This window comes from Tatumella ptyseos ATCC 33301 (assembly GCF_000735525.1).
Lineage (GTDB): Bacteria > Pseudomonadota > Gammaproteobacteria > Enterobacterales > Enterobacteriaceae > Tatumella > Tatumella ptyseos.
Genome location: NZ_JMPR01000039.1, coordinates 1 through 23,843, shown reverse-complemented (window position 1 = coordinate 23,843; position 23,843 = coordinate 1). Strand labels below are relative to the sequence as shown.

Genomic DNA, 23,843 nt, shown 5'->3' with positions numbered 1-23,843 from the left:
TTAGCCCGCAGGCCCCTTTTCACTGATAAACCTGGTTTATCAGAACGCGCCGGTATCTTTGAACAGACCGACTTTCAGATCGCTGGCGGTATAGATGAGTTTGCCATCGACAAAGACTTCACCATCAGCCACGCCCATCACCAGTTTACGGTTGATGACGCGTTTGAAATGAATTTTATAGGTCACTTTCTTCGCGGTAGGTAATACCTGACCTGTGAACTTAACTTCACCTACACCCAGAGCACGGCCTTTACCTTCGGCACCCAGCCAGCCCAGATAAAATCCGACTAACTGCCACATGGCATCCAGTCCCAGGCAACCCGGCATCACAGGGTCGTTAACAAAATGGCAGGCAAAGAACCATAGGTCCGGAGTAATGTCCAACTCGGCTTCAACGAAACCTTTGTCGTAATTACCGCCTGTTTCAGACATTTTGATGACCCGATCCATCATCAGCATATTACCGGCAGGTAATGGAGGCCCATTCTCGCCAAATAACTCACCGCGTCCGGAGGCAGCAAGATCTTCTTTAGTATAGGATTCGCGTTTTTCTACCATGTCAGTTTTCTAACCTTAAATTTATGAAGGACGGAGAATAGCGTACACCTGTACGCTGAGCAAGTCCGATTAGTTCTGGTTGAACCAGTTCAGCCAGCGAAGCAGACCGGTACGTGGCCGTGGCTCGGGCAGCGTCGCCCGGGCAATCCGCTCCTGAATAAGAGATAACAGGTCATCATTGTCTTCATCAGTACGCCACTCTTTACCGGTGAGGATAGCTACAGCTTCATCAGCGCGGTCAATGGCCCACAGATGAAACTGGCCGGCTTTAACGGCATCAACGACGTCCTGGCTCAATGAAAGATGGCGAACATTGTTTTGCGGAATGATCACACCCTGTTCACCGGTCAGTTTGCGCTGCGCACAGACAGCAAAAAAACCTTCAATTTTCTCGTTAAGCCCGCCGACAGGCTGAACGTTACCAAACTGGTCAACCGACCCCGTCACCGCAATGGATTGTGAAATCGGTTGCCGGGATAAGGCACTAATTAATGCACAAAGTTCCGCAAGTGAAGCACTATCGCCATCCACCTCAGAATAAGACTGTTCAAAAACCATGGAGGCGCTGAAGGGGAGTTGTTGTTCAAGCTCCAGTTCAGAGATCAGATACGCCTGGATGATCATCATGCCTTTTGCATGCAGGTTCCCCCCGAGCTCCGCTTTACGCTCGATATCCATTACCTCACCATCACCATAGTGCACGACACAGGTAATACGTGAAGGTTCACCCCAGGGGCGAGGATGGCCCGGAAAGTCGAGCACAGACAGCCCATTAACCTGACCGATGGCTTCGCCTTCGGTCTCTATCAAAACCTGTTCTTCGCTGATTTCTTCCAGCATTCTTTCCGGCAGGTAGCTTTCACGCCACTGACTTTCCTCCAGAGCTCCCTGCAGGCTCTGTGCCGTGATATCGCCGCCATAAGTGAAGGCTGCGGTTAACTGGCGCCTTACCCAGCGCGGACACTGGGGGAGTAGTGTCTGGTCACCGGTATAGCGGCAACCTTCCATAATAAGTAACGGCCAGGCATCCTCTGAAAGCGCCGGAAGCCCGAGCCCCGAGGCCATGTCTCTGACCCATTCGCACCAGCGCGCCATGTCTTCATCGTCATTCACGCGCCACTGCGATTCGAACTCTGAGTAAAGCGCATCCTCCAGAAACTCCGGTTCCTGCTCGCTGAATTCAGCCAGCGCATCTCTGTCACCGCAGAGGATCAGTTTTACATTGAGGGGAATGGCCGGCAGTGACGCGGGCAACGGACGCTTATCGTCCGGGGATAGCCATTCAAAATAGCCCCGGGAGATAAACGTTTTCAGTCGTAGCCACATTAGCGGCTGTGCCAGTAATGTTCGCACGGACAGGATCAACGCACCGCCATTGGCCTCATGCAGTAAGCCTGGTTCCGGCGTCCAGTGGCCGGGTGTTCCCCGGACGACACCAAACAATTGCGCACTTTCAATCCATTCGGCATAACGTACTCCGGGCTGTTGTCTGAAAGTTGCGGTATCGGCCGGAGCGGGGGTAAGAGTCACCTGACCCCCGGGCTGAGCCCGATAATTCCAGCCCCGGGATCCCTGCGCAGATCCATCAACCGACAGATATGCCTGAGCGATACAGGAAAGGTAATCACTGTTTTCCTGACTACGGATTATCAGTACCGGTGAATGTGGTTTGCATACCAGATAAGCCAGCGCATTCATTAATCTTGGCTGAAGGGATGACAGAATATCGTCTTCATCAGAGACAGACTGTGTGAAAGCAGACTGATAGCGGGAAGTATTCGGCTGCAAGGCTTGCCAGGGGAGTTGAGTTCTGATCAAAGTTATCGCATTTATCCGGAGTTAACAAACTATCGATTATACAGAAAATAATAGGATGAAACAGTGCGGTATAGAGACACCGATGCCGGTTATCCGCAAAATTAATCCTTACTACAGCAACACGAAAAACTGTTATTCTTAATCCGTGACCTGAAGATGATGAGATCCCGATGAAATATCTGCAACTTGAAAATCTGGAGTCCGGCTGGAAATGGGCCTACCTGGTAAAAAAGCATCGGGAGGGGGAAGCCATTACCCGGTATCCGGAGCACAGTGCCGCACAAGAGGCTGTGCGGTGGCTTATTTCTTTTGAACACCAGCCGGAAGATATTCATCAATGGATTGACCAGCATATGAACCCGGCACTGGTAAACCGGATGAAACAGACAATCCGCGCACGGCGTAAACGCCACTTTAATGCAGAGCATCAGCACACGCGTAAAAAGTCGATTGATCTTGAATATCTCGTCTGGCAACGACTGGCAGGACTGGCCCGTCGCCGTCACAGTACGTTGTCTGAAACCATCGTTCAGTTAATTGAAGATGCGGAACGAAAAGAAAAGTATGCCAGTCAGATGTCGACGTTGAAACATGACCTGGAGTCTATTCTGGGCCAGCCGGAGAAAAAATAAAGAACGTTTGCTTAGCCCTGTTGAGCCAACGGCAAAAAAAGGTCAAAAAAAACCCCGCATTCGCGGGGTTTTTTATTACGTGGTTAACTTAGCCCTGAGGCTGAGAAACAACGTCTTTGATACCTTTAACTTCGATCTCTACGCGACGATCCGGACCCAGACACTGGATCAGTGCTGCGCGGCCTTTCACGTTGTCACAGGTGTTGCCGGTAACAGGATCAGCTTTGCCCATGCCCTGTGCAGAGATTTTGTTTGAAGGAATACCTTTAGAAATCAGGTAGTTCACAACAGACTGTGCACGTTGCTCAGACAGTTTCAGGTTGTATTTAGCAGAACCGATACGGTCAGTGAAGCCCAGAACAACGACAGAGCCGTCTTTAGGATCCAGTGAGCTCAGCTGAGTGTACAGCTGATCCAGCGCTTGCTGGCCGCTTGCTTTCAGGGTTGCTTTGTTGAAAGTGAACAGCACGTCTGATTTCAGAGTGAAGTGCTTGGTTTCAACAACAGGTGCCGGAGCCGGAGCCGGAGCTGGTGCCGGAGCAGCAACATCATCCTGACCGAAACGGTAAGAAACACCTACGCTCAGAGTGGCGTTATCCGGACGTGCACCAACGGTACCTGCATCACCGATGTTGTTAACCCACTGGTAGTCCAGACGGGTTGCCCAGTTTTTGGTCAGAGCATATTCAACACCAACGGCTGCCAGTGGAGAAACACCGGTGTCGTGATCGGAGTTACCGTTACGGAAATCTTTGCTATCTGCACGCCATACCATGCCGCCCAGACGGGTGTACACGTCCAGATCGTCGGTCAGTGGGTAGCTCAGTTTAGCAGCCAGCTGTACGCCCTGCGCTTTGAAAGCACCGTGGTTGGTACCGTTGTAAGGCATACGACCTAACCAGTCGTAACCACCTTCAAAGCCCAGGTACTGGTTTGCCTGATAACCAACATAGGCACCGGCACCCAGCTGGTTTTCATGCGGGTCGTTAGAGACGTTGTAGTGGTTACCGTAGAAACCGGTGTCGTGATACTGGGACCAGCCCAGTTTAGCACCAGTGTACCAGGTGTTATCTTTTGGTGCGGCCTGCGCTACGGTAGCGAAACCTGCCAGTGCCACTGCAATTGCGATAGCTGTCTTTTTCATTTTGCGCCTCGTTATCATCCAAAATAGGCAATGAGCAAAAATGTTGCTCTTGGTTGTAATCCTTCGCCGGGTGATTTCGCTCGATTTGTACTCTGCCAAAAAAGGAGATTATTGAGCACCCTGGCGACGTAAAGTCTACAACGAGATTAGAAAGTTACAAGTAGGATATGATGTTGTACAGTAAAAAAACGGCGATTTTGACACATTCATTTACAATTGAAACTGAACTCCCAGCCCGGATGAGAACTGAAATATCAGGTAACCCATTGCTGGCTCTGGAATGGTGAGTCACCTGGCTTATGTAATAATCTGCCGCTTATTTTTTATGAGAATAATCTTAAATAAGATTAATGTAGTAAGGACGAATGAATTTTCAATCGATTTTCCTGTCCGCCGGGAGAATCGAAGGTATTTTCTTCACGCATGATCAATCCCAGAGTATGACCTTCTATCGCAGCCTGTTCGAGTTCATGGCGTTCTGAGTTGCTCAGCCCGGCCGGAAGCCAGGCGATGACCACACTGAAATTCCCCGAACGTAGCGCTTTAATCATGGCACTGACACTACTGATACGTTCTGTTGAGGCGATCTGCACACTCTTTTCCAGGGGCAACCCGGCCTGCTGAAGCCAGTGACGGCTGAGCTTATGTGCGGGAGTTAACCATAACTGCCAGCGCGACTGTTCACCAAGCTGTTTGAGTAACGGGAAAAGAAGCATATTCAGCAGGGCAGGGTTTTGCCCCTGATAACTTAACTCACTGATACAACCACGGGTGTACGAAGCCTGAGTCGATTGATGATGCATCTTAAAGGTTTTCGCTGTCAGTCGCTGAGTATGCATAAATTTAACCATCCGCAATTCACTGTATGGATATACAGTATTACGGTCGTGGGTAAAGATCAACCATTTTTCTGAAAACAGATCGCAGAAACTAAAACTGATCTATCTGTCCTGCATTTATTCATTGAACTGGTAATCGCTTTTGTTTAACTTCTAAGGTGTTGATAAATATTATTTTATTGACAGCTATGCTATTGCCGGAACAAGGGAGGTTCGCGATGAAAACATCAGGCCAATGTATTGAAGAATCAAAGAAACAGCTTTCTGCACTCGGTAAAATCGAGTCCCGCACCCAGTTCGGCGGATACTCGTTATCTGTTGAAAAAGTGGTTTTTGCGCTGGTCAGTGAAGGGGAGCTTTATCTCCGCGCCAGTGAAAAAATGCAAACTTATCTGCAGCACAGACGACTGCAGCCCTTTATCTTTCACAAACGCGGACAGTGTGTCAGCCTCAATTATTATAAGGTTGATCCCGTGCTATGGCAGCAGTCAGACGCTTTGCTGGAGTTATCACACTGTTCTCTGAATGAAGCCAGAGCGCTCAGAGAGTCTCAACTCAGCCGGCAGAGGCTGAAAGATCTGCCTAACCTGAGTTTACGGCTGGAAATACTGTTGAAAGAGGTCGGTATTGCCTCGGCCAGTCACTTGCGTGCGACGGGAGCCAGGCAGAGCTGGGTATTGCTCAGGCAGAAGAATAAACATCTCGGATTGAAAACACTGTATGCGTTGCAAGGGGCCATCTTCGGACAACACCTGGAGGTGCTGTCCGTCGGGGTGAGGGAAGAACTGAAACACTGGTATCTGCAGTTTGAGCAGACCTCAGTACACTCAGCGCGCAAGCGCAGTAACGATTTTTAAAGGTGGTTTATCTCTTCTCTGACTGAGACCAGCTCCGGAAGGAGTGTCAGTACCAGGCCCACTTGCTGAAGAATGACAGGCTCTCTGCTGTCAGAACTGGCTTCAATAACCGTTATTTCTGCAAGGAGTGCATGCAGTGTGTCCAGCGTATTCTGCATGTTTGCAGAACCGGTCTGTAAAGTATCCCGGGTCAGCCTGACAGCATCATCCATCAGTTGTAAAAAATCACTCTGCTCTGTTTTTTCCCTGTGCGCGCCCAGCGCGGACAGGTAGCTCAGCAAACTGTGATTGAGACAGGAAATACGGAAGGCCGGATCTTTACGGGGATCATGACTGACTGTCGGGTCATTCATTCCGGAAATCACCAGGGCTAATTCAGCATCTGCATTATGTGCCTCCCTGCGGGCAATGCGGTATGACATACTGTTGTCCTTCCCCTGATGATACTGCGCTGCAATTGCTGACAGATAGCGGGCATTGGCCGCCATGGCTTTATCTGCCACTGCCGGTAATTGACGATAGCGCCAGTCCGGGAATATCCAGGCCACGGCCATCCACGCCAGAGCGCAGCCAAGGATAGTATCCACGATCCTCGGCAGGGCAACGTCAAAACCTTCACCCAGCAGGTTAAAGCTCAGTAACGCCAGCAAGGTGATAAACAGCGTAGCCTGTGCATATTGCACCTGACGGAAAACAAAAAACAGCACCCCGGACACCACAATCAGGATCAGAACCCCGGGAATAGAGGGAACCAGCCACAGCACCGGAAGACCAATGATTATCCCGGCCAGTGTTCCCATAATTCGCAAGGCAAGACGCTTTTTGGTCGCATTATAGTTTGGCTGACAAACAAACAGGCTGGTCAGTAATATCCAGTATCCCCGTTCCAGTCCGGCCAGTTGAATAAGGGCATAGCCCACGCAGAGGACCACTGATACCCGAACCGCATGCCGGAACAGCGACGACTTTGGGCTTAAATGACGGCTGAACCTGATCCGGATATCCTGCCAGCCGGTCAGCCCTTCCTGAGACAGATGAGTGTCGCTGTTCAGCCACGGACTATTCAATACCTGTTCCGAGGCGATAGAAAGCAGCTGGTCATCGATGGCTTTCAGATTACGTAACAACCACTGCAGGGCACGGGTATTGGGGTCCTGCGGATACTGAACTTTAAGGCGTATCAGCGCCTGATCCAGATGAAAGAATGCCCGTTCGAAGCGGTGTTCATGCTGGTACGGTTTTTTCAGGGTCACTGAATGTGCAATCTGGCGGCAGGCATTTGCCTGCATATGCAGTAACCGCTGGAATCGGAATAATATTTCGCTGTACCGCCATTCATTGCGCAACTGGTGGTACTGGACGTGGGAAGAATTCGCACGTTCATGAATTTCCTGGGCCGCAAAATAATAGAGCAGCGAACGACGGCTATTGCGGGCCGCCCGTTCGCCGTTCAGACGACTCTGTATGGCGGTTTTGGTGATATTAAATTGCGATACCAGCTGGCTGTTAGCCAGTGCGGCATCAATCAGTGAAGGTTCGTCACTGTCGCCGGTATCGGGGTCAAACAGATTAGCCTTCGCATCAAGATAGCCGGCCAGCTGAGTATATGTGGCCGCCAGTTGTTGCTGCACCGGCTGAACCGGAAACAGCAGGTGCATGATCAGTGTCAGGAAATTATACCAGAGTGCGCCTGCCAGCAATAATACGGGCTGAATATACCAGGCAGAGAACAGATGGATCCCCAGCATGGTATAGATAGCAATCAGCAGGGCGCCGAACGAGATTGTGGCATAGCGTTGCCCCAGCGCTCCCAGTAAGGTGAATACCCAACTGGAAACGGCAAGGCCAATCATAAACAGCGGCGGATAAGGGAACAGAATTTCGACCGAGACGGTCGCGATACAAAAGCAGACCAGAGTGATCAGCATATTGCGTAAACGGCCGGTCAGCCGGTCATCAATATCTGCCAGTGCCGCGGCGACAACCCCGAGGATCAGCGGGATAGTCCAGGTGATATTTTGTAATGACCAGGAAAGGATCACACAACCGGTCATCGCAAGGAATATCCTGGCTGGATCCCGCCATAGTTTGTTCATTAAAAACGTATGCCAGCGGTTCAGCAGGTCAGATCCGAAATTCATTTTTACCCTTATCCTCAGTGACGTGCGCGGATCGCGTTTTCACGCGCAAATTTCGCTTCTTCAACAGAAACGACTCTGCGACCGACAGGCCATAAGGCAATGGCAGCAATTTTAAAATTCGCAATACCGACAGGAATACCGATAATAGTCACACACTGGAGAATACCTGCAGAGATATGGGCCAGGCAGAGCCACCAGCCGAAAAAAATAAACCAGAACACATTCAGTAAAGTGCCGCCTGAATTTCGCAGGTTATTCTTGTTCTCCGGGCGGAGTGTATCCACATGAACAGCTTCATTACCGAACGGGAACAGAGACAAACGGGTAATTTCCCAGCAGGAGCGAGTCAGGGGCAGCGTAAAAATTAAGACAATGGTGACCAGCGTGGCAAATAACCAGGCCAGGGTGGTCGCAAATCCCCCCAGAACGAAATTGAGGATATTCAGTACAGCTCTCATTAAATTTATCTCCGTTGGTCTGTAGGACACAGTTACAGAATTGTAACCTGTTTTTTGTCTGGAGCACTAAAGGTCTCGCAGTTAAACTGCTTAAAAGCAATAACTCAGATAATGGCGTGATGCATGGAACTTAAAGCAACCTCAATGGGTAAACGGCTGGCTCAGCATCCTTACAATCGGGTGCGACTACTACCGGCAGGTGTGGAAGTCAGCGGTGATCGTCATGAATATATTATTCCTTTTAATCAGTTACTGGGTATTCAGTGTAAACGAGGGATGGTATGGGGAGAACTTGAATTTCAGCTCCCGGACAATCAGGTGGTACGATTACATGGGACGGAATGGCAGGAAACCCAGCAGTTTTATCAGCACCTGACGAATGCCTGGCAACACTGGACCGGTGAGATGGCCGCAGTCTGCTACCAGGTATTGAGTACATTGCATCAGGAATTACTCGGCTTGCTGCAACGGGATAGCTGGCTGACCCGCGCGGACATCTCCGGCGTGCGGGATAAAATAGAGAGCAGGTTCGCGGCATTACCCGTGCCGGCAGAGCGGATTACAGAATTTGAGTCCTGTCGTCCGTCCTGGTTCTTCTGTCAGGACTGGCTGACGTCTGCAGAGCAGCAGAGAATCGAGCGTAACCGTCAATGGACAGAGCAAGTGATGGAGCGCTATGGGGATTTTTTTGCGACGGTGGGGTCCGGTCCGCTGAATCCTTCTCAATGCCGGGCGGTAATTAATGGTGAAGATCAATTACTGGTGCTGGCCGGTGCCGGTAGCGGAAAAACATCGGTGCTTGCCGCCCGTGCAGCCTGGTTACTGCGCCGTAACTATGCCAGTGCCGACCAGGTACTGTTATTATCTTTTGGCCGTGAAGCCGCCAGGGAAATGGATCAGCGCGTACAACAATGTACCGGCGACACCGCGGTCACGGCCAGAACGTTTCATTCACTGGCCCTGCATATTATTCAGCAAAGCAGCAATAAACCGCCAACAATCAGTGCGCTGGAAAGTGATGCGGCACTACGTCGTAAGTTACTGACCGAAACCTGGCAGCAGCAATGCGCTCAGAAAAAATCGTTTGCTAATGGCTGGCGGCAGTGGATTGAGGACGAACTGGCCTGGGAATGTGCTGACACTGAGTTCTGGAACGATAAGCAATTACTTAACCGCCTCGCGGGTCGTCTGGAACACTGGGTTTCGCTGATAAGAACCCACGGTGGATCCCAGTCCGTGATGACGGAGGAAGCGCCTGAAGCTATCCGTACGCTATTCGGCAAACGGCTGAAACTTCTGGCCCCTCTGCTGAAGGCCTGGAAACAACATCTTAAAGAGGAAGGTGCCGTCGATTTTTCCGGGCTTATCCGGCAGGCTATCGCCTTGCTGGAAAAAGGTCGTTTTATCAGCCCGTGGAAATATATCCTGGTGGACGAGTTTCAGGATATCTCGGCTCAGCGCGCTGGCCTGCTTCATGCGCTCAGAAAACAGAACAAGCATACCGGATTATTTGTGGTCGGGGATGACTGGCAGGCCATTTATCGCTTTGCCGGGGCAGAAATCGATCTGACCACCCGCTTTCATGACATCTTCGGCGAAGGCGATGTTTGTGTGCTGGACCAGACCTACCGCTTTAGCCAGCGTATCGGGGATGTTGCGAATCGTTTTATACAGCAGAATCCTGCGCAACTGAAAAAAGAGCTTAATAGTCAGGATAAAGGTAACAAAAAGTCGGTTTCATTGCTGCCGGAAGAGCAACTGGAAGCGTTGGTGAATAAAATGAGCGGATATGCGGAAGATGATGCAACCATCCTGATCCTTGGGCGTTATCACTACCTCCGTCCGGCACTGCTGGATATTGCTGCCACCCGTTGGCCGCGGCTGAACTTATCATTCATGACATTCCATGCCTGCAAAGGTAAGGAAGCTGACTATGTGATAGTTACCGGGCTAAGTGACGGTAGTGACGGGTTTCCTGCACGAACGCCGGAATCGGTCATTGAGCAGGGACTGCTGCCGGAAACGGAGAGTTTCCCCGATGCGGAAGAACGAAGGCTCGCTTATGTCGCAATGACCCGGGCGAGAAAGCAATTATGGTTATTGTATGACAAAGCTGCGCCTTCAGATTTCGTGGAAGAACTGGTAAAACTCGGGGTTCCCCGGGTGAGGAAACCCTGACCCCTCACGGCTCTTTTGACAGCGGTTCCTGAAGCCGTTCGGCCATATAGCGCGGATAATCAGGGATCGCGATTTCCACGTTCTGTGTATAAAGTGGCGAATGAATAATAAAATCGGCGGTGGAACGGTTAGTAGCGACCGGGATATTCCATACCGTGGCCAGCCGTAACAGTGCTTTAACATCCGGGTCATGGGGGACGGCGTTCAACGGATCCCAGAAGAAAATCAGCATATCCACTTTTCCTTCCGCGATCATTGCTCCGACCTGCTGATCGCCGCCTAACGGACCGCTTAACAGCGGATTAACCTGCAGACCGCAGTGAGCATTAATCAGGTTACCGGTTGTCCCTGTGGCATAAAGGCTGTGCAGGGCAAGTGACTGTTGATTCGCTTTGACCCACTCCAGCAACGATAATTTGCAGTTATCATGAGCCACCAGAGCGATATGTTTTTTCTGCCCCAATGTCCTGACCGTCTGTTCCATCCCCGCCCCTTATTATTCAAAACTCATATTCTGTGTCATGTCAGTGTAGCGCGGTGGCTTACCGGGGTTCAACTGGTTCGGAATTCACGTAACCAAAGCAGAATAGCCTGTAAGGAGCCACGGGATGGCTGAGCGGCCTCAACCGGTACAGTGCTGTCAGACACTTTTTCTGCCCGCGCATCGTTAGTCTCTGACGGAAGACTGAACTTTTTCACTGAGGCTTTGCGGTTCTGCAGATTATAACTGCTCACTGCGCGGACATAATCATCGTCCGGTATTTCTGACAAATGATCCTGGAGGGCAGCGATATTCTCGTCGTTTTCATCCACTAACCGTAATGGCAGGTTTTCTGAGGTATCGCATTCAGAAAGTGATGAAGCAGGAGGGAATACCATACTGACGCTATGACTTTCTGCCGTAAAGGTCAGAATAAACATCGGGGAACGGGGAGCGGATACCCGCGTAAAAAGTATCTGATGTTGTCCTTGTTCAAGTTCAATGCTTTCCGCGCCTTTCAGCAGGCTGCCTGGCAATTTATTACCATCGAGCACCAGCAAATTGATTTCCGGATTTATCCTGAAGCTGACAGCCATGGTGGCAGAGGTGTACATACCCAGCAGCAGGCAGAAAACTGCAGCTACAAACTTCATTTTGGCTCCGGAGTGGCTAAGTAAAGGGTCAGAAAAGCATCAGAATCTCATTATGGCATTAAAATTTACATTTTGTCATATTTATTGTGGCCCGAATGGGTACAGAACGCAGATTTTTCCTGCCAGCGCGTCACTATTCTGCAGGAGGGCCGTGTTTGTCATCGGCGTTAAAGGATGGAAATGCAGAATGCCTTGCTTCGGGCCATGCTTTATAAAAGAGACAATGAGGCTACGTCATATTGCGGTGGCAGGGGCAAGTGAACCCCGAAATGTCTGCTGGCAGTTGATGAGGGGGCTGACATAACAAGGTTACGAAATGCCCCCTGTCGGGACCAAAGTGGCCGGGAATATTATTGACGGCAGGGAGTGATGGAATGATGCCCGAAAATTAACGTTTCGCGTCCCGGGCTTTCAGAAGCGTTATAAGGGTGTGGCTGTAATCAATGATACCGGTGAGGAACACGTAACTGCTGACGTACATTCTCCGCCAGCTCATCCAGGACCGGTTGATCAGGGTGCTCTTCATACGTCTCGCCTGTCAGATGAAGCTCGGCGATATAAGTGTGGACGGTTTCGCCGGATTCATCTTCCATCACCACGTGATACCAGGGCGTTTCTCCGGGAATATCATCGCCGGGGGCTTCGGCTTCCGGCTGACTGAGAGAAAATTCAGCGTCAACGTCCACCACGACACCCAGAGTGCCGGATAACCTGTGACGGACCTGCTGCCCGATGCCAAATTTGCTACTGATCATAAAACACCTCCCGCTGATTTTTTTCATCCCTACAGAGATGGGGACGGGAGGCATTTTTTCAAGCTATTCGACGTAGCAAACAAATCCTTTCAGATATAACCCTTCCGGATAGGTGGAAATGACCGGGTGGTCGGCTGCCTGGCGCAACTGGTCAACTAACTGAACTGTTTTGCCTGCATCCAGAGCAGCATCGGCGATAATTTTCTGGAACAGTTCCACCGTCATCAGCCCGGAGCAGGAAAATGTCAGCAGGATCCCGCCCGGATTGAGCAATTGCATCGCCAGCATATTAATGTCTTTATATCCACGGCAGGCACCGGTCAGCTGGTTTTTATTTTCGACGAACTTTGGTGGATCCATGACGATCACATCAAATTTCTCGCCGGTATCCCGGTAAGTCCGCAGTAACTTGAACACATCGTCACGAATATACTGAGCTTTATCCCCGGGAAGGTTGTTCAGCTCAACGTTCTGACGGGCGACGTCCAGTGCGGCTTCAGAGGTATCGACACTGATCACCTCTTTACAGCCCCCGAGCAGGGCAGAAACCGCAAACCCTCCGGTATAGGAGAAACAGTTTAAGACCCGTGCATCTTTTGAATAACGACGCAGGGCAAACCGGCTGTCACGCTGATCAAGATAATAGCCGGTTTTATGGCCTTCTTTAATATTGACCAGTAGCTTCATACCATGTTCGGTGATCGGTAACAGTTCAGGCGGTTGCTGTCCGGAAATAAAACCCTGAGTCAGAGGCAGCCCCTCTTTTTTGCGTACGGAAACGTCTGACCGGTCGTAGACCGAACATTCCGGGTAGCACTGCTGTAACGCAGTGATCAGAGCAGGGCGCTGATATTCGGCACCGGCGGACAGAAGCTGTACCACCAGATAACCGGCAAATTTATCAATAGTGATACCCGGTAAGCCATCAGACTCCCCGGCAATCAGGCGATAGCTATCCAGGTCATCGGTACGGGCCAGCCATTCACGCCACTGACCGGCTTTTTTGATACGCCGGACGAAGAATTCAATATCGATATTCTCGTCAGCCTGCCAGGTCCAGACACGTGCCCTGATTTGGGATTGCGGGGAATAGGCAGCACGGGCCAGCCATTGGCCTTTATGGTCACAGACATCAACGGTTTCACCGGAGATAGCATTGCCTTCAATGCGGCTGATAGCCCCGGAAAAAACCCAGGGGTGGCGGCGTAACAGAGATTTTTCACGTCCTCTGGAAAGAATCAAACGTGCAGTCATAATAATTGGATACCAGAAAATAAAGGGGGACATTGTCGGCCCGGTATCGGAAAAAAGCAAACAGCAGAGTAAAAGGAGACATTCATGGAGAAAATAGCGCAGAAAATCAGAGTGACGGGGCGGGTACAGGGCGTATTTTTTCGTGACAGCACCCGACAGCAGGCAGAAACTCAGCGGCTTACCGGCTATGCTGCAAACCTCAATGACGGTTCTGTCGAAATTTTACTTCAGGGAGAACCGGAGGCCGTTGAAAAAGTCTTGTTCTGGATAAAAGCTGGCGGGCCGCCAGCGGCCCGCGTGGACAGCGTCACCTGTGTCTCCTGTGCGTTACAGGAGACCGGGGGATTTACGGTGCGCTAAACCGGCTTACAGGCATTTTGCAGGTTTGGGGAGGCCGGCAATTTTTGTTGCCTGTTTTGCCGGCCCGTCGGGGAACAGTCTGAACAGATAACGGCTGTTCCCTTTCTCTTCCCCGTATTTTTTTGCCATCGCTTTCACCAGCATGCGGATAGCCGGAGAAGTGTTAAATTCCAGGTAAAACTCCCGCACGAAGTTGACGACTTCCCAGTGGGCGTCTGTCAGCGTGATGTCTTCCAGAGCGGCGATGTGCGGCGCCAGTTCGACAGACCAGTCTGCCGGATGTTTAAGGTAGCCTTCGCCGTCAGTCTCAATGTTTTTTCCTGCAAAATTCACTTTTCTTTCTCTCCGTGATGTGGCGCGCAGTATAAAAAAAGCAGTGTAACAAATGCTGCGCAATGAATGCAGTGTAATGAATACCGGGGAAGGGCTTGCCAGGGACAAAAAAATACCCGCCCGCAGGCAGGTATTATGCCGGTGAGGAAACATCAGTTACTGCGCGAGAAGCCCAGTAAGCTCAGCAGGCTGACAAAGATATTATACAGAGACACATACAGGCTAACGGTGGCGCGGATATAATTGGTCTCGCCGCCCTGAATAATATTACTGGTCTCCCACAAGATGGCACCCGCAGAGAACAGGATAAACAATGCACTCAGGGCCATCTGTAAGGCCGGAAGATGCAGGAAGATGTTTGCGATCATCCCGACCAGCAGCACGACAAACCCTGCCATCATCATACCGCCCAGGAAGGACATATCTTTACGGGTCGTCAGGACGAAGGCTGAACAACAAAAGAATACCAGTGCCGTACCGCCTAACGCGAAAGCGATAACCTCACCCATTCCGGCTGAAAGAAAGCTGTTGAGGAGCGGGCCCAGGCAGTAGCCTAAAAATCCGGTAAAGGCGAAGGCCGCCAGGATCCCTGCCGGGCGATCAGCCAGACGATAGGTTAAAAACATGAGTCCGTAAAAACCGGCCAGCATCAGGATCATCCCTGGTGCGGGTAAACTGAGCAGGGTACTGGCGGTGGCCGTTATGGCAGAGAACGCCAGCGTCAGCCCCAGAAGAAAATAGGTATTCCGCAGGACTTTATGGGTACTGAGCAAGCTACTGTGTCGGCCAGGGGCAAGAATTCTGTCCATACAGACTCCTTAATTATATTGATGGATCATTTATTGAATAAAAGGAGGATACCGTCCGCCGGGGGGCGTATGAAGTTGTTTTACCCATCTTTACCCGGTAAATTGCTGAATAGCTGCACAATCTGTTGATTTAGCCAGCACTCAGAACCTAATCGGCTGTTTTTCAGGCAAATGATGCAAAGGGGGCTTTACAACACAGAAGGGGATGTTTATAGTGCGCCTCATTGCGGAGGGGTGGCCGAGCGGCTGAAGGCAGCGGTCTTGAAAACCGCCGATGGGAAACCATCCGAGAGTTCGAATCTCTCCTCCTCCGCCATCTATTCACGCAGTGAATAACTTGCTTTACAGAATAAAAGTAATTTTATTCTGGCCCTTAACGGAGGGGTGGCCGAGCGGCTGAAGGCAGCGGTCTTGAAAACCGCCGATGGGAAACCATCCGAGAGTTCGAATCTCTCCTCCTCCGCCAAATTCTGAAAAAGACCAGCCTGATGGCTGGTTTTTTTTATCTGTAGTAAACTCTCCCGGTCACAGCGTTTAACCTCATGCAGGCATTCAGCCGATTCCCCCTTACGTCGTCCGGGAAGTTTGATATAGTGACAGAAAGTCTTTGATCCGGTTCTCTCCCCCGTCAGTGTTGCTGAGCGGGTGCAAATTGATAGCCGGATGAAGCCAGAAACATTTTTTCCTCATACCCTCAGAATTCATGGAATAGGTACAATGATTAAGAAATTGAGCTTGTGTACACTCGCTGTCCTGGCAGCACTGCCTGTGAGTCTGAATGCGTTGGCCGCTGACGATGGTATGCAGCTGGAGCAGGTACTAATCCTCAGCCGTCATAATCTCCGGGCACCGCTGGCAAATGGCGGCAGTATCCTTGAACAATCTTCTGATAAAAAATGGCCCCAGTGGCAGGTACCGGGCGGAGAGCTCACCACTCGTGGTGGGGTTCTGGAAGTCTATATGGGAAAATATACCCATGACTGGCTGCAGCAGCAGGGGGTTCTCAGTAAAAACCAATGCCCTGATCCGAATTCTGTCTTTATATACGCTAACAGTCTGCAACGTACTGTCGCCACGGCTCAGTACTTTGTCACCGGCGCATTCCCGGGGTGTGATATTGCTGTAACTCATCAGGATGATATGGGAACCATGGATCCTGTCTTCAACCCGATCATTAACAGTGACAGTGAAGACTTCAGGAAAACTGCAGCCGAACAAATGGCGCAGGAAGAAAAACAGCAGTCACTGCAGGCCGCTTACAAGCAACTGGCAGATGTGGTGGGCTATACCAACTCGCCTCAGTGTAAAGGCAAAGATAAATGCAGTCTCACGGGGACGGATAATAAATTCAGCCTGGTCAAAGGCAAAGAACCGTCGGTGGAAGGGCCGCTGAAGACCGGTAATGCGTTGGTGGACGCTTTCACCCTGCAGTATTACCAGGGGTTCCCTGCAGACCAGGTTGCGTGGGGGAAAATCACCACACCGGACCAATGGAAAGCATTATCAGCGATTAAAAATGCCTACCAGGATGTGTTATTTACCACCCCGGCAGTGGCACACGACGTGGCAGCGCCGCTGGTCGACTACATTCGCAGTCAGTTAATTGATCAGGATAAATCGGCCGCGCCAGCCTTTACCTTTATGGTGGGGCACGATTCGAATATCGCCTCGTTACTGGCGGCACTGAAAGTGAAGCCATATCAGCTCCCCGGACAGTATGAGCAAACACCCATTGGTGGTCAGGTGGTTTTTGAACGCTGGCATGACAATAAAACGAATAAAGATCTGCTGAAGATGGAATATGTCTATCAGAGCACAGAGCAGCTTCGTCAGGCGGATATTCTGAGCCTTGCGCATCCGCCAGAGCGGGTCACCCTGCAGTTAACCGGTTGTCCGATCGACAGTAACGGCTATTGTTCCTGGAGTGATTTTACCAATGTATTGAACGATGCATTACTGGGTACCGTAATGCAGCCGCATATGGCCCCGACAGAACCTGTTGCCGCGGCAAATACCCCTCCGGCAGCCGCAGCCCCTGCAACGTCAGGATCAGCCGTCGCAGGTAACGCCGCGTCATCGGGTCCAAAAGACGTAGCCCCGGCAGCCCCGGATGCGGCAGCGTCATCTTCAAAGGGGAAATCTGCGGAAGATAACGGGCATTCCCCGTCAGGAGATAAGAACGGTGGCGGGGCAGGCGCAGGTCATTCGGCCAGCCGGTAATCTGTTATCAGCATCGTGCGATTTTGCTGTGCGGGATCGCCCATGAGTATGTAAACAGCTTTGCAGTGATGCAGAGCTGTTTTTTTTCTGAGACCCCGGCGCTTTTCTGCAGAGCTTTTCCCCGGGCGCGGTATAAGCAGTTCTCCCGGCAATAACGCGGCCGGTCTCTATCCTTTATTTGCTACTGGTTATTCCAATTATGTCATCTGTTGCAAACAATACTTCTGACCCGTTGTTCTCAAAGCCTGTACTGATATTAATTTTTATTACTATGTTGTGGGGAGGGACATTTCTTATTGTCCACCATGCGGTTCAGGTGTCCGGTGCATTCTTTTTTGTTGGCTTACGCTTTGGTACCGCAGCGCTGATCCTTTCACTGTTTTCCCTGAAAACACTGCGTGGGGCCAGCCTCAGAGACTGGATAGCCGGGGGCAGTATCGGGCTGGCGATAGCGATAGGCTATGGGTTACAGACCCTGGGGATGAAAACGATTAGCAGCAGCCAGTCCGCTTTTATCACAGCGATGTATGTGCCTTTGGTGCCGTTACTGCAATGGTTATTCTTCCGCCGCCCGCCGGGTATTATGTCCTGGTGCGGCATTGTGCTGGCGTTTATCGGACTATTACTGCTGTCCGGCGTTTCAGCCCATTCCACGGCAGGGTTTTCGACCGGCGAAATAGTGACGCTGATCAGTACGCTGGCGATTGCGGCTGAGATTTTACTGATAGGCTATTTTGCAGGGAGTACCGAAACCCGGCGTCTGACACTGATCCAGCTTTTGATGGCCTCACTTTTTTCGTTTCTGTTTATGCTGCCTGCCGGAGAAGGTGTTCCGGAGATGAATATGACGGTGCTCGCGAGTGCCTGTGGTCTGGGGCTTGCCAGTGCGGTGATCCAGCTGACGATGAACTGGGCACAGCGGAGTGTATCACCGACAAAAGCCACCATTATCTATGCGGGAGAGCCTGTATGGGCGGGCATTGTTGGCAGAATTGCCGGAGAAAGGCTCCCTTTATCGGCACTTGCCGGGGGCTGCCTGATTGTCTGTGCGGTTTTGATCAGTGAACTGCGCTGGAAAAAGAAAAAACAGACGGAGGCGGACGCCTGACAAGCCCGGGTACGACACCGGAAAGCGGAGATGTCGTACCCGATGTTATGGCGTTAAGATGATTTACGCTGCCGGAATTTCCAGCCGATAGCCAGCAGGATAAACCAGATCGGGGTCACCATCAGAGCCTGTCGTGTATCCGGTTGCAGACTCAGCAGAACCAGCACAAAGGCGAAAAACAGCAGTCCCACCCAGCTCATCAGTTTTCCGGCCGGCATTTTGAAGACAGAGGCGGCATGCAGTTCCGGATGTTTTTTACGATAGACCAGATAACTGCACAGAATAATTGACCAGACGAACATAAACAGTATGGCTGATACTGTCGTGACCAGCGTAAATACTGTCATCACATTCGGGATCAGGTAAATCAGCGCTATGCCCGCCAGCAGACAAAAGCAGGAAAACAGTAAGCCATTCACCGGGACTGCACGTGCAGAAAGCCGCGAAAATCGCTTATGCGCTACCCCCTGACCTGCCAGACCGTACAGCATACGGCTGGTAGAAAAGATGCCGCTATTGGCTGAAGACGCCGCTGAGGTCAGAACCACAAAATTAATAATGCCGGCGGCAGCAGGTAAACCAATCAGTACAAACATCTCGACAAACGGACTACGCGAAGGGACGACCTCGTTCCACGGGGTGACGGCCATGATCACCAGTAAAGAACAGACATAAAACATGATGATGCGCAGGGGGATCGCGTTAATCGCCCTGGGTAATACCTTCTGCGGATTGCGTGTTTCTGCGGCCGTCGTGCCCACCAGTTCTATACCCACAAAGGCAAAGACGGCAATCTGGAAGCCGGCAAAGAAACCACTCAGACCTTTCGGGAACAGACCCCCATGGGTCCATATATTACTCAGGGCGGCTTCCGGTCGTCCCGGGGCATGATAATGCACGGCAACCAGTACGATCCCAATCATAATTAAGGCAATAATGGCGACTATCTTGATGATAGCGAACCAGAACTCCATTTCACCGAACAGCTTAACGGTCGCGATATTCAGGATCAGGAAGGTAGCGATGCACAACAATGCGCTCATCCAGACGGAGAAATCCGGCAACCAGAACTGAAGATAAGAAGTGATGGCGACGATATCTGCGATGCCGGTAACTACCCAGCAGAACCAGTAGGTCCAGCCGGTAAAGTATCCCGCCCAGGGCCCCAGTAATTCGGCAGCAAAGTCACTGAACGATTTATAGTTCAGATTAGAGAGTAAGATTTCACCCATTGCCCGCATGACGAAAAAAAGGACAAAGCCTATCAGCATATAGACAAAGACGATGGACGGACCGGCCAGACTGATTGTCTTTCCGGATCCCATAAATAATCCGGTACCGATAGCACCGCCGATAGCGATTAACTGTATATGACGATTATGAAGGTTTCGTCGCAGCTTGTGTGAACCTTCACTGGTCACATCATTGTCAGAATGTTGTGTCATGCATCTGTTCCTGTGATTGCAGTAGCTTTATTGTTGTTATCTGAAAGTTGTTTCCTGACAGCCTGATGAACGGGCTACCCGTGTCAGGATCTGTTAATAGTTCAGGCCTCTTTTATCATACTCTGCGTTGCCGGAGAAACCGCTTGCCGGAAATGCCTGCCAACCGCACTTTTTTCAGCGGAATTACCGGAAAACCCTGTTGTGGTTGGCAATATCATTGCGGACAAAAGCAAAGGGAAGTATGGCCGGGGAACTTCGGGGATAGCATCGTTCTGCCTCAGGCTGAGGCAGAACAACTCAACGTTATTGCAGATACCCTGATTTAATCTGGCGCAGTGTTTCAGCCAGTAATGCGGTATCCTCATTGTCACCGGCCGTCGCCAGATAACGTTCCATTTTTAAGATAGCTTTGCCTGAATCTACCTGGCTCATGGACTGCAGGATCATGGTCACCATCATTTTCAGACAAGTGACTTCACGGGATAACGCTTCAGGGCTTTTTTCAGTAGAAAATTCTGCGTAGTTCATTGTTTCCGACTCCGTTAAACGGCATTTTATCGCCATAATGCGCAGATTATATCAGAATCATAATACAGGGTTCATTATTTTCAGACCTCTGACCGGATAATTAGTGTCAGAACAGCCATCAGCAAAGGAGCAGAGGGTGAAGTCGCTGAAAACAGAGGACATCGCGGTTTGTGCCCTGTTCCGCCAGGAAACCGGCTTTCTGCACAGAATCGCTTATACTTAACTGCCCAGCCACTCGTATGATTTTTGCAGCCCGACCCACCGGTGCCGTCATCTTCCGGCAGGGGCCGGAGGACAGGACTTCCGGAACGTTGAGTCTTTCTCTCTGCCGTAAAGAAGTCACAGAGCCCTGCAGCCTCCATAGGTTTCTTTTTTTGTTATCCCCGGCCAGGATACTTGAAATAACGGCAGTGAATCACAATTCAATATCAGAGATGTCGTGGAAGATCACAGACTTCCTGTGGTATTTGCAGTTTGCCACTTGCCGGGAGAGTATCCTTCCGCAAGGCACTTTTTCTGTCTACTCAACCCGGTAACGCGCAGTGAATGAAGTGAATAATACGTTCGACCCAGCGGATTTTCTCCGCACCGTGACCCATCAGCCCGGCGTCTACAGAATGTATGGCACCGGCGATGAGGTGATCTATGTCGGTAAAGCGAAAGACCTGAAAAAACGTCTGACTAGCTATTTCCGCAAACAGGTCAGCAGCCGTAAAACCGAAGCGCTGGTGGCGAACATTGTACACATCGATGTCACAGTGACCCACAGTGAGACAGAAGCTCTGCTGCTTGAACACAACTACATCAAACTTTATCAGCCGCGCTATAACGTGTTATTGCGTGATGATAAGTCCTACCCGTTTATCTTTCTCAGCGGTGATAAGCATCCGCGGCTGGCTTACCACCGGGGGGCTAAACACGCGAAAGGGGAGTATTTCGGGCCTTTTCCGAACGGAGGAGCGGTACGGGAAACTCTGGCGTTATTACAGAAGGTCTTTCCTATCCGGCAATGTGAAAACAATGTTTACCGGAACCGTTCGCGTCCCTGCCTGCAATACCAGATAGGGCGCTGTCTCGGCCCCTGTGTCAGCGGGCTGGTTTCAGAAGAGGATTACCGGCAACAGACAGATTATGTGCGGCTGTTTCTTTCCGGAAAAGATGACCAGGTACTGCGTCAGTTGGTCGCCCGTATGGAGCAGGCGAGTGCCGACCTTAATTTTGAAGAGGCAGCACTTCTCAGGGATCAAATTCAGGCGGTCAGACGGATCACCGAGAAACAGTTTGTCTCGAATCAGGGTGATGACCTTGATGCCATCAGTATTGCCTATGATTCCGGCATGGCCTGTGTGCATGTGTTGTTTATCCGCCAGGGGAAAGTGCTGGGAAGCCGCAGCTATTTTCCTAAAGTGCCTGCAAATACCGAACTGGCCGAAGTTATCCAGACCTTTGTCGGGCAGTTTTATCTGCAGGGCAGTGAATTACGTACCTTACCCGGCGATATCCTGCTGGATTTTGAACTGCCTGAAACCGGCTTGCTGAGTGAATCTCTGTCCGGGCTGGCAGGGCGCAAGATTGCGTTGCAAAGTAAGCCCCGCGGGGACAGGGCGCGTTACCTGAAACTCGCCCGGACCAATGCGGCAACGGCCCTGACCTCCCGGTTGGCACAGCAATCTACCGTGCATCAGCGAATGAAAGCACTGGCGGGGTTTCTGCATCTGCCGGAGATCCGGCGAATGGAATGCTTCGATATCAGCCATACCATGGGCGAACAGACGGTGGCTTCCTGCGTCGTGTTTGATGCCAATGGTCCGGTGAGGGCGGAATACCGTCGTTATAATATCAATGGGATCACGCCCGGCGATGACTATGCAGCGATGCATCAGGTTCTCGAACGGCGCTATGGAAAAGCACTGGAAGAAAAGAATATCCCGGATGTCATTATTATCGATGGCGGTAAAGGGCAACTGGGGCAGGCTAAAGAGGTATTTGCCTCGTTGCAGGTTGACTGGAACAAAGCACATCCTTTATTACTGGGGATCGCCAAGGGCAGTGACCGCAAGGCCGGGCTGGAAACGCTGTTTCTGGAGCCTGAAGGTGAAGGGATGTCCTTACCCCCTGACTCACCGGCATTGCATGTTATTCAGCATATCCGTGATGAATCTCATAATCATGCAATAACCGGTCACCGGCAGAAACGGGCGAAGGTAAAATCGGCGAGCAGCCTGGAAGGGATTGCAGGTGTCGGCCCTAAACGGCGTCAGCAGTTACTAAAATATATGGGAGGATTACAGCCACTGAAAAATGCCACGGCCGATGAAATTGCCAAAGTTCCTGGCATATCGCGGGCGCTGGCAGAAAAAATATTCCATTCTCTCAAACAGTAGCATTGAAACGGGGGGGGCAATGTAGGAACATAGTGTCAAACATCACCCTTTCCAGGCTGTTAATGCCCTATGCAATTTAATATACCGATATACCTCACGTTATTCAGGGTTGTGCTGATCCCTTTTTTCGTGCTGGCATTTTATCTGCCCTTTCAGTGGGCACCGGCGTGTTGCGCATTACTTTTTGTGATTGCGGCCATTACCGACTGGTTTGATGGCTTCCTGGCGCGTCGCTGGAAACAAACCACGGCGTTCGGTGCCTTCCTCGACCCGGTAGCAGATAAGGTGATGGTGGCTATCGCATTAGTGCTGGTGGCTGAACATTTTCATTCCTGGTGGATCACGCTGCCGGCGGCAACCATGATTGCCCGTGAAATTATTATTTCTGCATTGCGTGAATGGATGGCCGAAATCGGTAAGCGCAGTAGTGTCGCGGTTTCCTGGATAGGTAAAGTTAAAACAACGGCACAGATGATGGCGCTGGTGGCGTTGTTATGGCGGCCTAATCATCTGGTGGAAGTGGCTGGTTTCCTGGCACTGTATATTGCAGCGGTACTGACTTTCTGGTCGATGTTCCAGTATCTGAGTGCTGCGCGTAAAGATTTGTTCGATCAGTAAGCAAAGCGGCGTAAATATCAGCAATCGCACCGTCCCCCGGCATAAACAGGTTGACGGATACGTGCGGGACAGTAAAATGCTGCACATCAAGACATTACCTGTGGTTCAGTGATTACAGAAAGCAGGAAATGCATTGCGGGAATAGCTCAGTTGGTAGAGCACGACCTTGCCAAGGTCGGGGTCGCGAGTTCGAGTCTCGTTTCCCGCTCCAGTTTCAGGCCGGTAACTCTCAGGTTATCTGCCTATCAGAAAAGGACCTCCGGGTCCTTT

Annotated in this window: 22 protein-coding genes and 3 tRNA genes; 11 read left to right on the top strand and 14 right to left on the bottom strand. The window is 50.9% G+C overall.

The genetic code is table 11. From position 1 onward, the window contains the following. Positions 1-39 precede the first annotated feature (39 nt). A complete protein-coding gene (gene fabA / locus GTPT_RS13070) occupies positions 40-558 on the bottom strand; it encodes a bifunctional 3-hydroxydecanoyl-ACP dehydratase/trans-2-decenoyl-ACP isomerase (protein WP_025902821.1) in 519 nt (172 codons plus the stop codon). Between the two features lie 69 nt (positions 559-627). Then, positions 628-2,376 carry an AAA family ATPase gene (locus GTPT_RS13065; protein WP_111678470.1) on the bottom strand — a complete coding sequence of 583 codons (1,749 nt, stop codon included), beginning with the start codon at positions 2,374-2,376 and terminating at the stop codon, positions 628-630. Positions 2,377-2,546: 170 nt separating this feature from the next. Between GTPT_RS13065 and matP the strand changes: the two genes are divergently transcribed. Continuing rightward, entirely contained in the window at positions 2,547-3,008 is a 462-nt protein-coding gene (gene matP / locus GTPT_RS13060; protein ID WP_025902819.1) for a macrodomain Ter protein MatP, read from the top strand. Between the two features lie 88 nt (positions 3,009-3,096). On the opposite strand, the gene ompA is transcribed toward matP, so the two are convergent. Together ompA and sulA are read right to left on the bottom strand one after the other, a co-directional pair. Next, positions 3,097-4,152 carry a porin OmpA gene (gene ompA, locus GTPT_RS13055; protein ID WP_029991250.1) on the bottom strand — a complete coding sequence of 352 codons (1,056 nt, stop codon included), beginning with the start codon at positions 4,150-4,152 and terminating at the stop codon, positions 3,097-3,099. A 347-nt stretch (positions 4,153-4,499) separates the two neighbouring features. Then, entirely contained in the window at positions 4,500-5,003 is a 504-nt protein-coding gene (gene sulA / locus GTPT_RS13050) for an SOS-induced cell division inhibitor SulA (protein ID WP_241964892.1), read from the bottom strand. A 206-nt stretch (positions 5,004-5,209) separates the two neighbouring features. Here sulA and GTPT_RS13045 point away from each other — a divergent pair, with 206 nt between their 5' ends. Then, positions 5,210-5,848 carry a TfoX/Sxy family DNA transformation protein gene (locus GTPT_RS13045; RefSeq protein ID WP_025902816.1) on the top strand — a complete coding sequence of 213 codons (639 nt, stop codon included), beginning with the start codon at positions 5,210-5,212 and terminating at the stop codon, positions 5,846-5,848. On the opposite strand, the gene yccS is transcribed toward GTPT_RS13045, so the two are convergent. Continuing rightward, complete coding sequence (gene yccS / locus GTPT_RS13040) at positions 5,845-7,989, bottom strand: YccS family putative transporter (protein WP_029991252.1); 2,145 nt, start codon at positions 7,987-7,989, stop codon at positions 5,845-5,847. The two genes, GTPT_RS13045 and yccS, sit on opposite strands and share 4 nt — an antisense overlap. A 14-nt stretch (positions 7,990-8,003) precedes the next feature. Continuing rightward, complete coding sequence (locus GTPT_RS13035) at positions 8,004-8,447, bottom strand: YccF domain-containing protein (protein WP_025902814.1); 444 nt, start codon at positions 8,445-8,447, stop codon at positions 8,004-8,006. A 123-nt stretch (positions 8,448-8,570) separates the two neighbouring features. Here GTPT_RS13035 and helD point away from each other — a divergent pair, with 123 nt between their 5' ends. Then, entirely contained in the window at positions 8,571-10,625 is a 2,055-nt protein-coding gene (helD, locus tag GTPT_RS13030; protein ID WP_029991254.1) for a DNA helicase IV, read from the top strand. 4 nt (positions 10,626-10,629) lie between these two features. Here helD and GTPT_RS13025 read toward each other — a convergent pair whose 3' ends face one another. The 4 genes from GTPT_RS13025 to rlmI form a co-directional block, all read right to left on the bottom strand. Next, positions 10,630-11,109 (bottom strand): methylglyoxal synthase, encoded by a 480-nt coding sequence (locus GTPT_RS13025; protein ID WP_025902812.1) that lies wholly within the window; start codon positions 11,107-11,109, stop codon positions 10,630-10,632. Positions 11,110-11,177: 68 nt separating this feature from the next. After that, complete coding sequence (locus GTPT_RS13020; RefSeq protein WP_025902811.1) at positions 11,178-11,759, bottom strand: DUF2057 family protein; 582 nt, start codon at positions 11,757-11,759, stop codon at positions 11,178-11,180. A gap of 440 nt (positions 11,760-12,199) precedes the next feature. Further along, positions 12,200-12,514: a heat shock protein HspQ gene (gene hspQ / locus GTPT_RS13015; RefSeq protein ID WP_025902810.1), complete on the bottom strand. Its 315-nt coding sequence runs from the start codon at positions 12,512-12,514 to the stop codon at positions 12,200-12,202. Positions 12,515-12,577: 63 nt separating this feature from the next. After that, a complete protein-coding gene (gene rlmI, locus GTPT_RS13010; RefSeq protein ID WP_029991257.1) occupies positions 12,578-13,768 on the bottom strand; it encodes a 23S rRNA (cytosine(1962)-C(5))-methyltransferase RlmI in 1,191 nt (396 codons plus the stop codon). Positions 13,769-13,852: 84 nt separating this feature from the next. Between rlmI and yccX the strand changes: the two genes are divergently transcribed. Beyond that, positions 13,853-14,128 (top strand): acylphosphatase, encoded by a 276-nt coding sequence (gene yccX, locus GTPT_RS13005; RefSeq protein ID WP_029991258.1) that lies wholly within the window; start codon positions 13,853-13,855, stop codon positions 14,126-14,128. A 6-nt stretch (positions 14,129-14,134) separates the two neighbouring features. Here yccX and GTPT_RS13000 read toward each other — a convergent pair whose 3' ends face one another. Next, on the bottom strand, positions 14,135-14,461 hold the full coding sequence (locus GTPT_RS13000; protein WP_029991260.1) for a TusE/DsrC/DsvC family sulfur relay protein: 327 nt from the start codon (positions 14,459-14,461) through the stop codon (positions 14,135-14,137). 152 nt (positions 14,462-14,613) lie between these two features. Further along, complete coding sequence (yccA, locus tag GTPT_RS12995) at positions 14,614-15,270, bottom strand: FtsH protease modulator YccA (RefSeq protein WP_025902806.1); 657 nt, start codon at positions 15,268-15,270, stop codon at positions 14,614-14,616. Between the two features lie 228 nt (positions 15,271-15,498). Here yccA and GTPT_RS12990 point away from each other — a divergent pair. From GTPT_RS12990 to GTPT_RS12975, 4 genes are all read left to right on the top strand, one after another. Beyond that, positions 15,499-15,586, top strand: a tRNA-Ser gene (locus GTPT_RS12990). 62 nt (positions 15,587-15,648) lie between these two features. Continuing rightward, a tRNA-Ser gene (locus GTPT_RS12985) sits at positions 15,649-15,736 on the top strand. 251 nt (positions 15,737-15,987) lie between these two features. Then, positions 15,988-17,490 carry a bifunctional glucose-1-phosphatase/inositol phosphatase gene (agp, locus tag GTPT_RS12980; protein ID WP_051170890.1) on the top strand — a complete coding sequence of 501 codons (1,503 nt, stop codon included), beginning with the start codon at positions 15,988-15,990 and terminating at the stop codon, positions 17,488-17,490. A 199-nt stretch (positions 17,491-17,689) separates the two neighbouring features. Next, positions 17,690-18,598 (top strand): DMT family transporter, encoded by a 909-nt coding sequence (locus GTPT_RS12975; RefSeq protein WP_029991264.1) that lies wholly within the window; start codon positions 17,690-17,692, stop codon positions 18,596-18,598. A gap of 53 nt (positions 18,599-18,651) precedes the next feature. Here the strand turns inward: GTPT_RS12975 and cycA are convergent, their stop codons facing one another. Both cycA and GTPT_RS12965 read right to left on the bottom strand, forming a co-directional pair. Then, positions 18,652-20,043: a D-serine/D-alanine/glycine transporter gene (gene cycA, locus GTPT_RS12970; protein WP_025902803.1), complete on the bottom strand. Its 1,392-nt coding sequence runs from the start codon at positions 20,041-20,043 to the stop codon at positions 18,652-18,654. Positions 20,044-20,346: 303 nt separating this feature from the next. After that, positions 20,347-20,571 carry a DUF2594 family protein gene (locus GTPT_RS12965; RefSeq protein WP_025902802.1) on the bottom strand — a complete coding sequence of 75 codons (225 nt, stop codon included), beginning with the start codon at positions 20,569-20,571 and terminating at the stop codon, positions 20,347-20,349. 551 nt (positions 20,572-21,122) lie between these two features. Between GTPT_RS12965 and uvrC the strand changes: the two genes are divergently transcribed. The 3 genes from uvrC (at position 21,123) to GTPT_RS12950 (ending at position 23,784) form a co-directional block, all read left to right on the top strand. Further along, positions 21,123-22,955, top strand: coding sequence for an excinuclease ABC subunit UvrC (gene uvrC / locus GTPT_RS12960; protein WP_029991267.1), 1,833 nt, complete (start codon positions 21,123-21,125; stop codon positions 22,953-22,955). A 69-nt stretch (positions 22,956-23,024) separates the two neighbouring features. Next, positions 23,025-23,573: a CDP-diacylglycerol--glycerol-3-phosphate 3-phosphatidyltransferase gene (pgsA, locus tag GTPT_RS12955; RefSeq protein ID WP_025902800.1), complete on the top strand. Its 549-nt coding sequence runs from the start codon at positions 23,025-23,027 to the stop codon at positions 23,571-23,573. A gap of 135 nt (positions 23,574-23,708) precedes the next feature. Then, positions 23,709-23,784 (top strand) — tRNA-Gly (locus tag GTPT_RS12950). Positions 23,785-23,843: the final 59 nt, after the last annotated feature.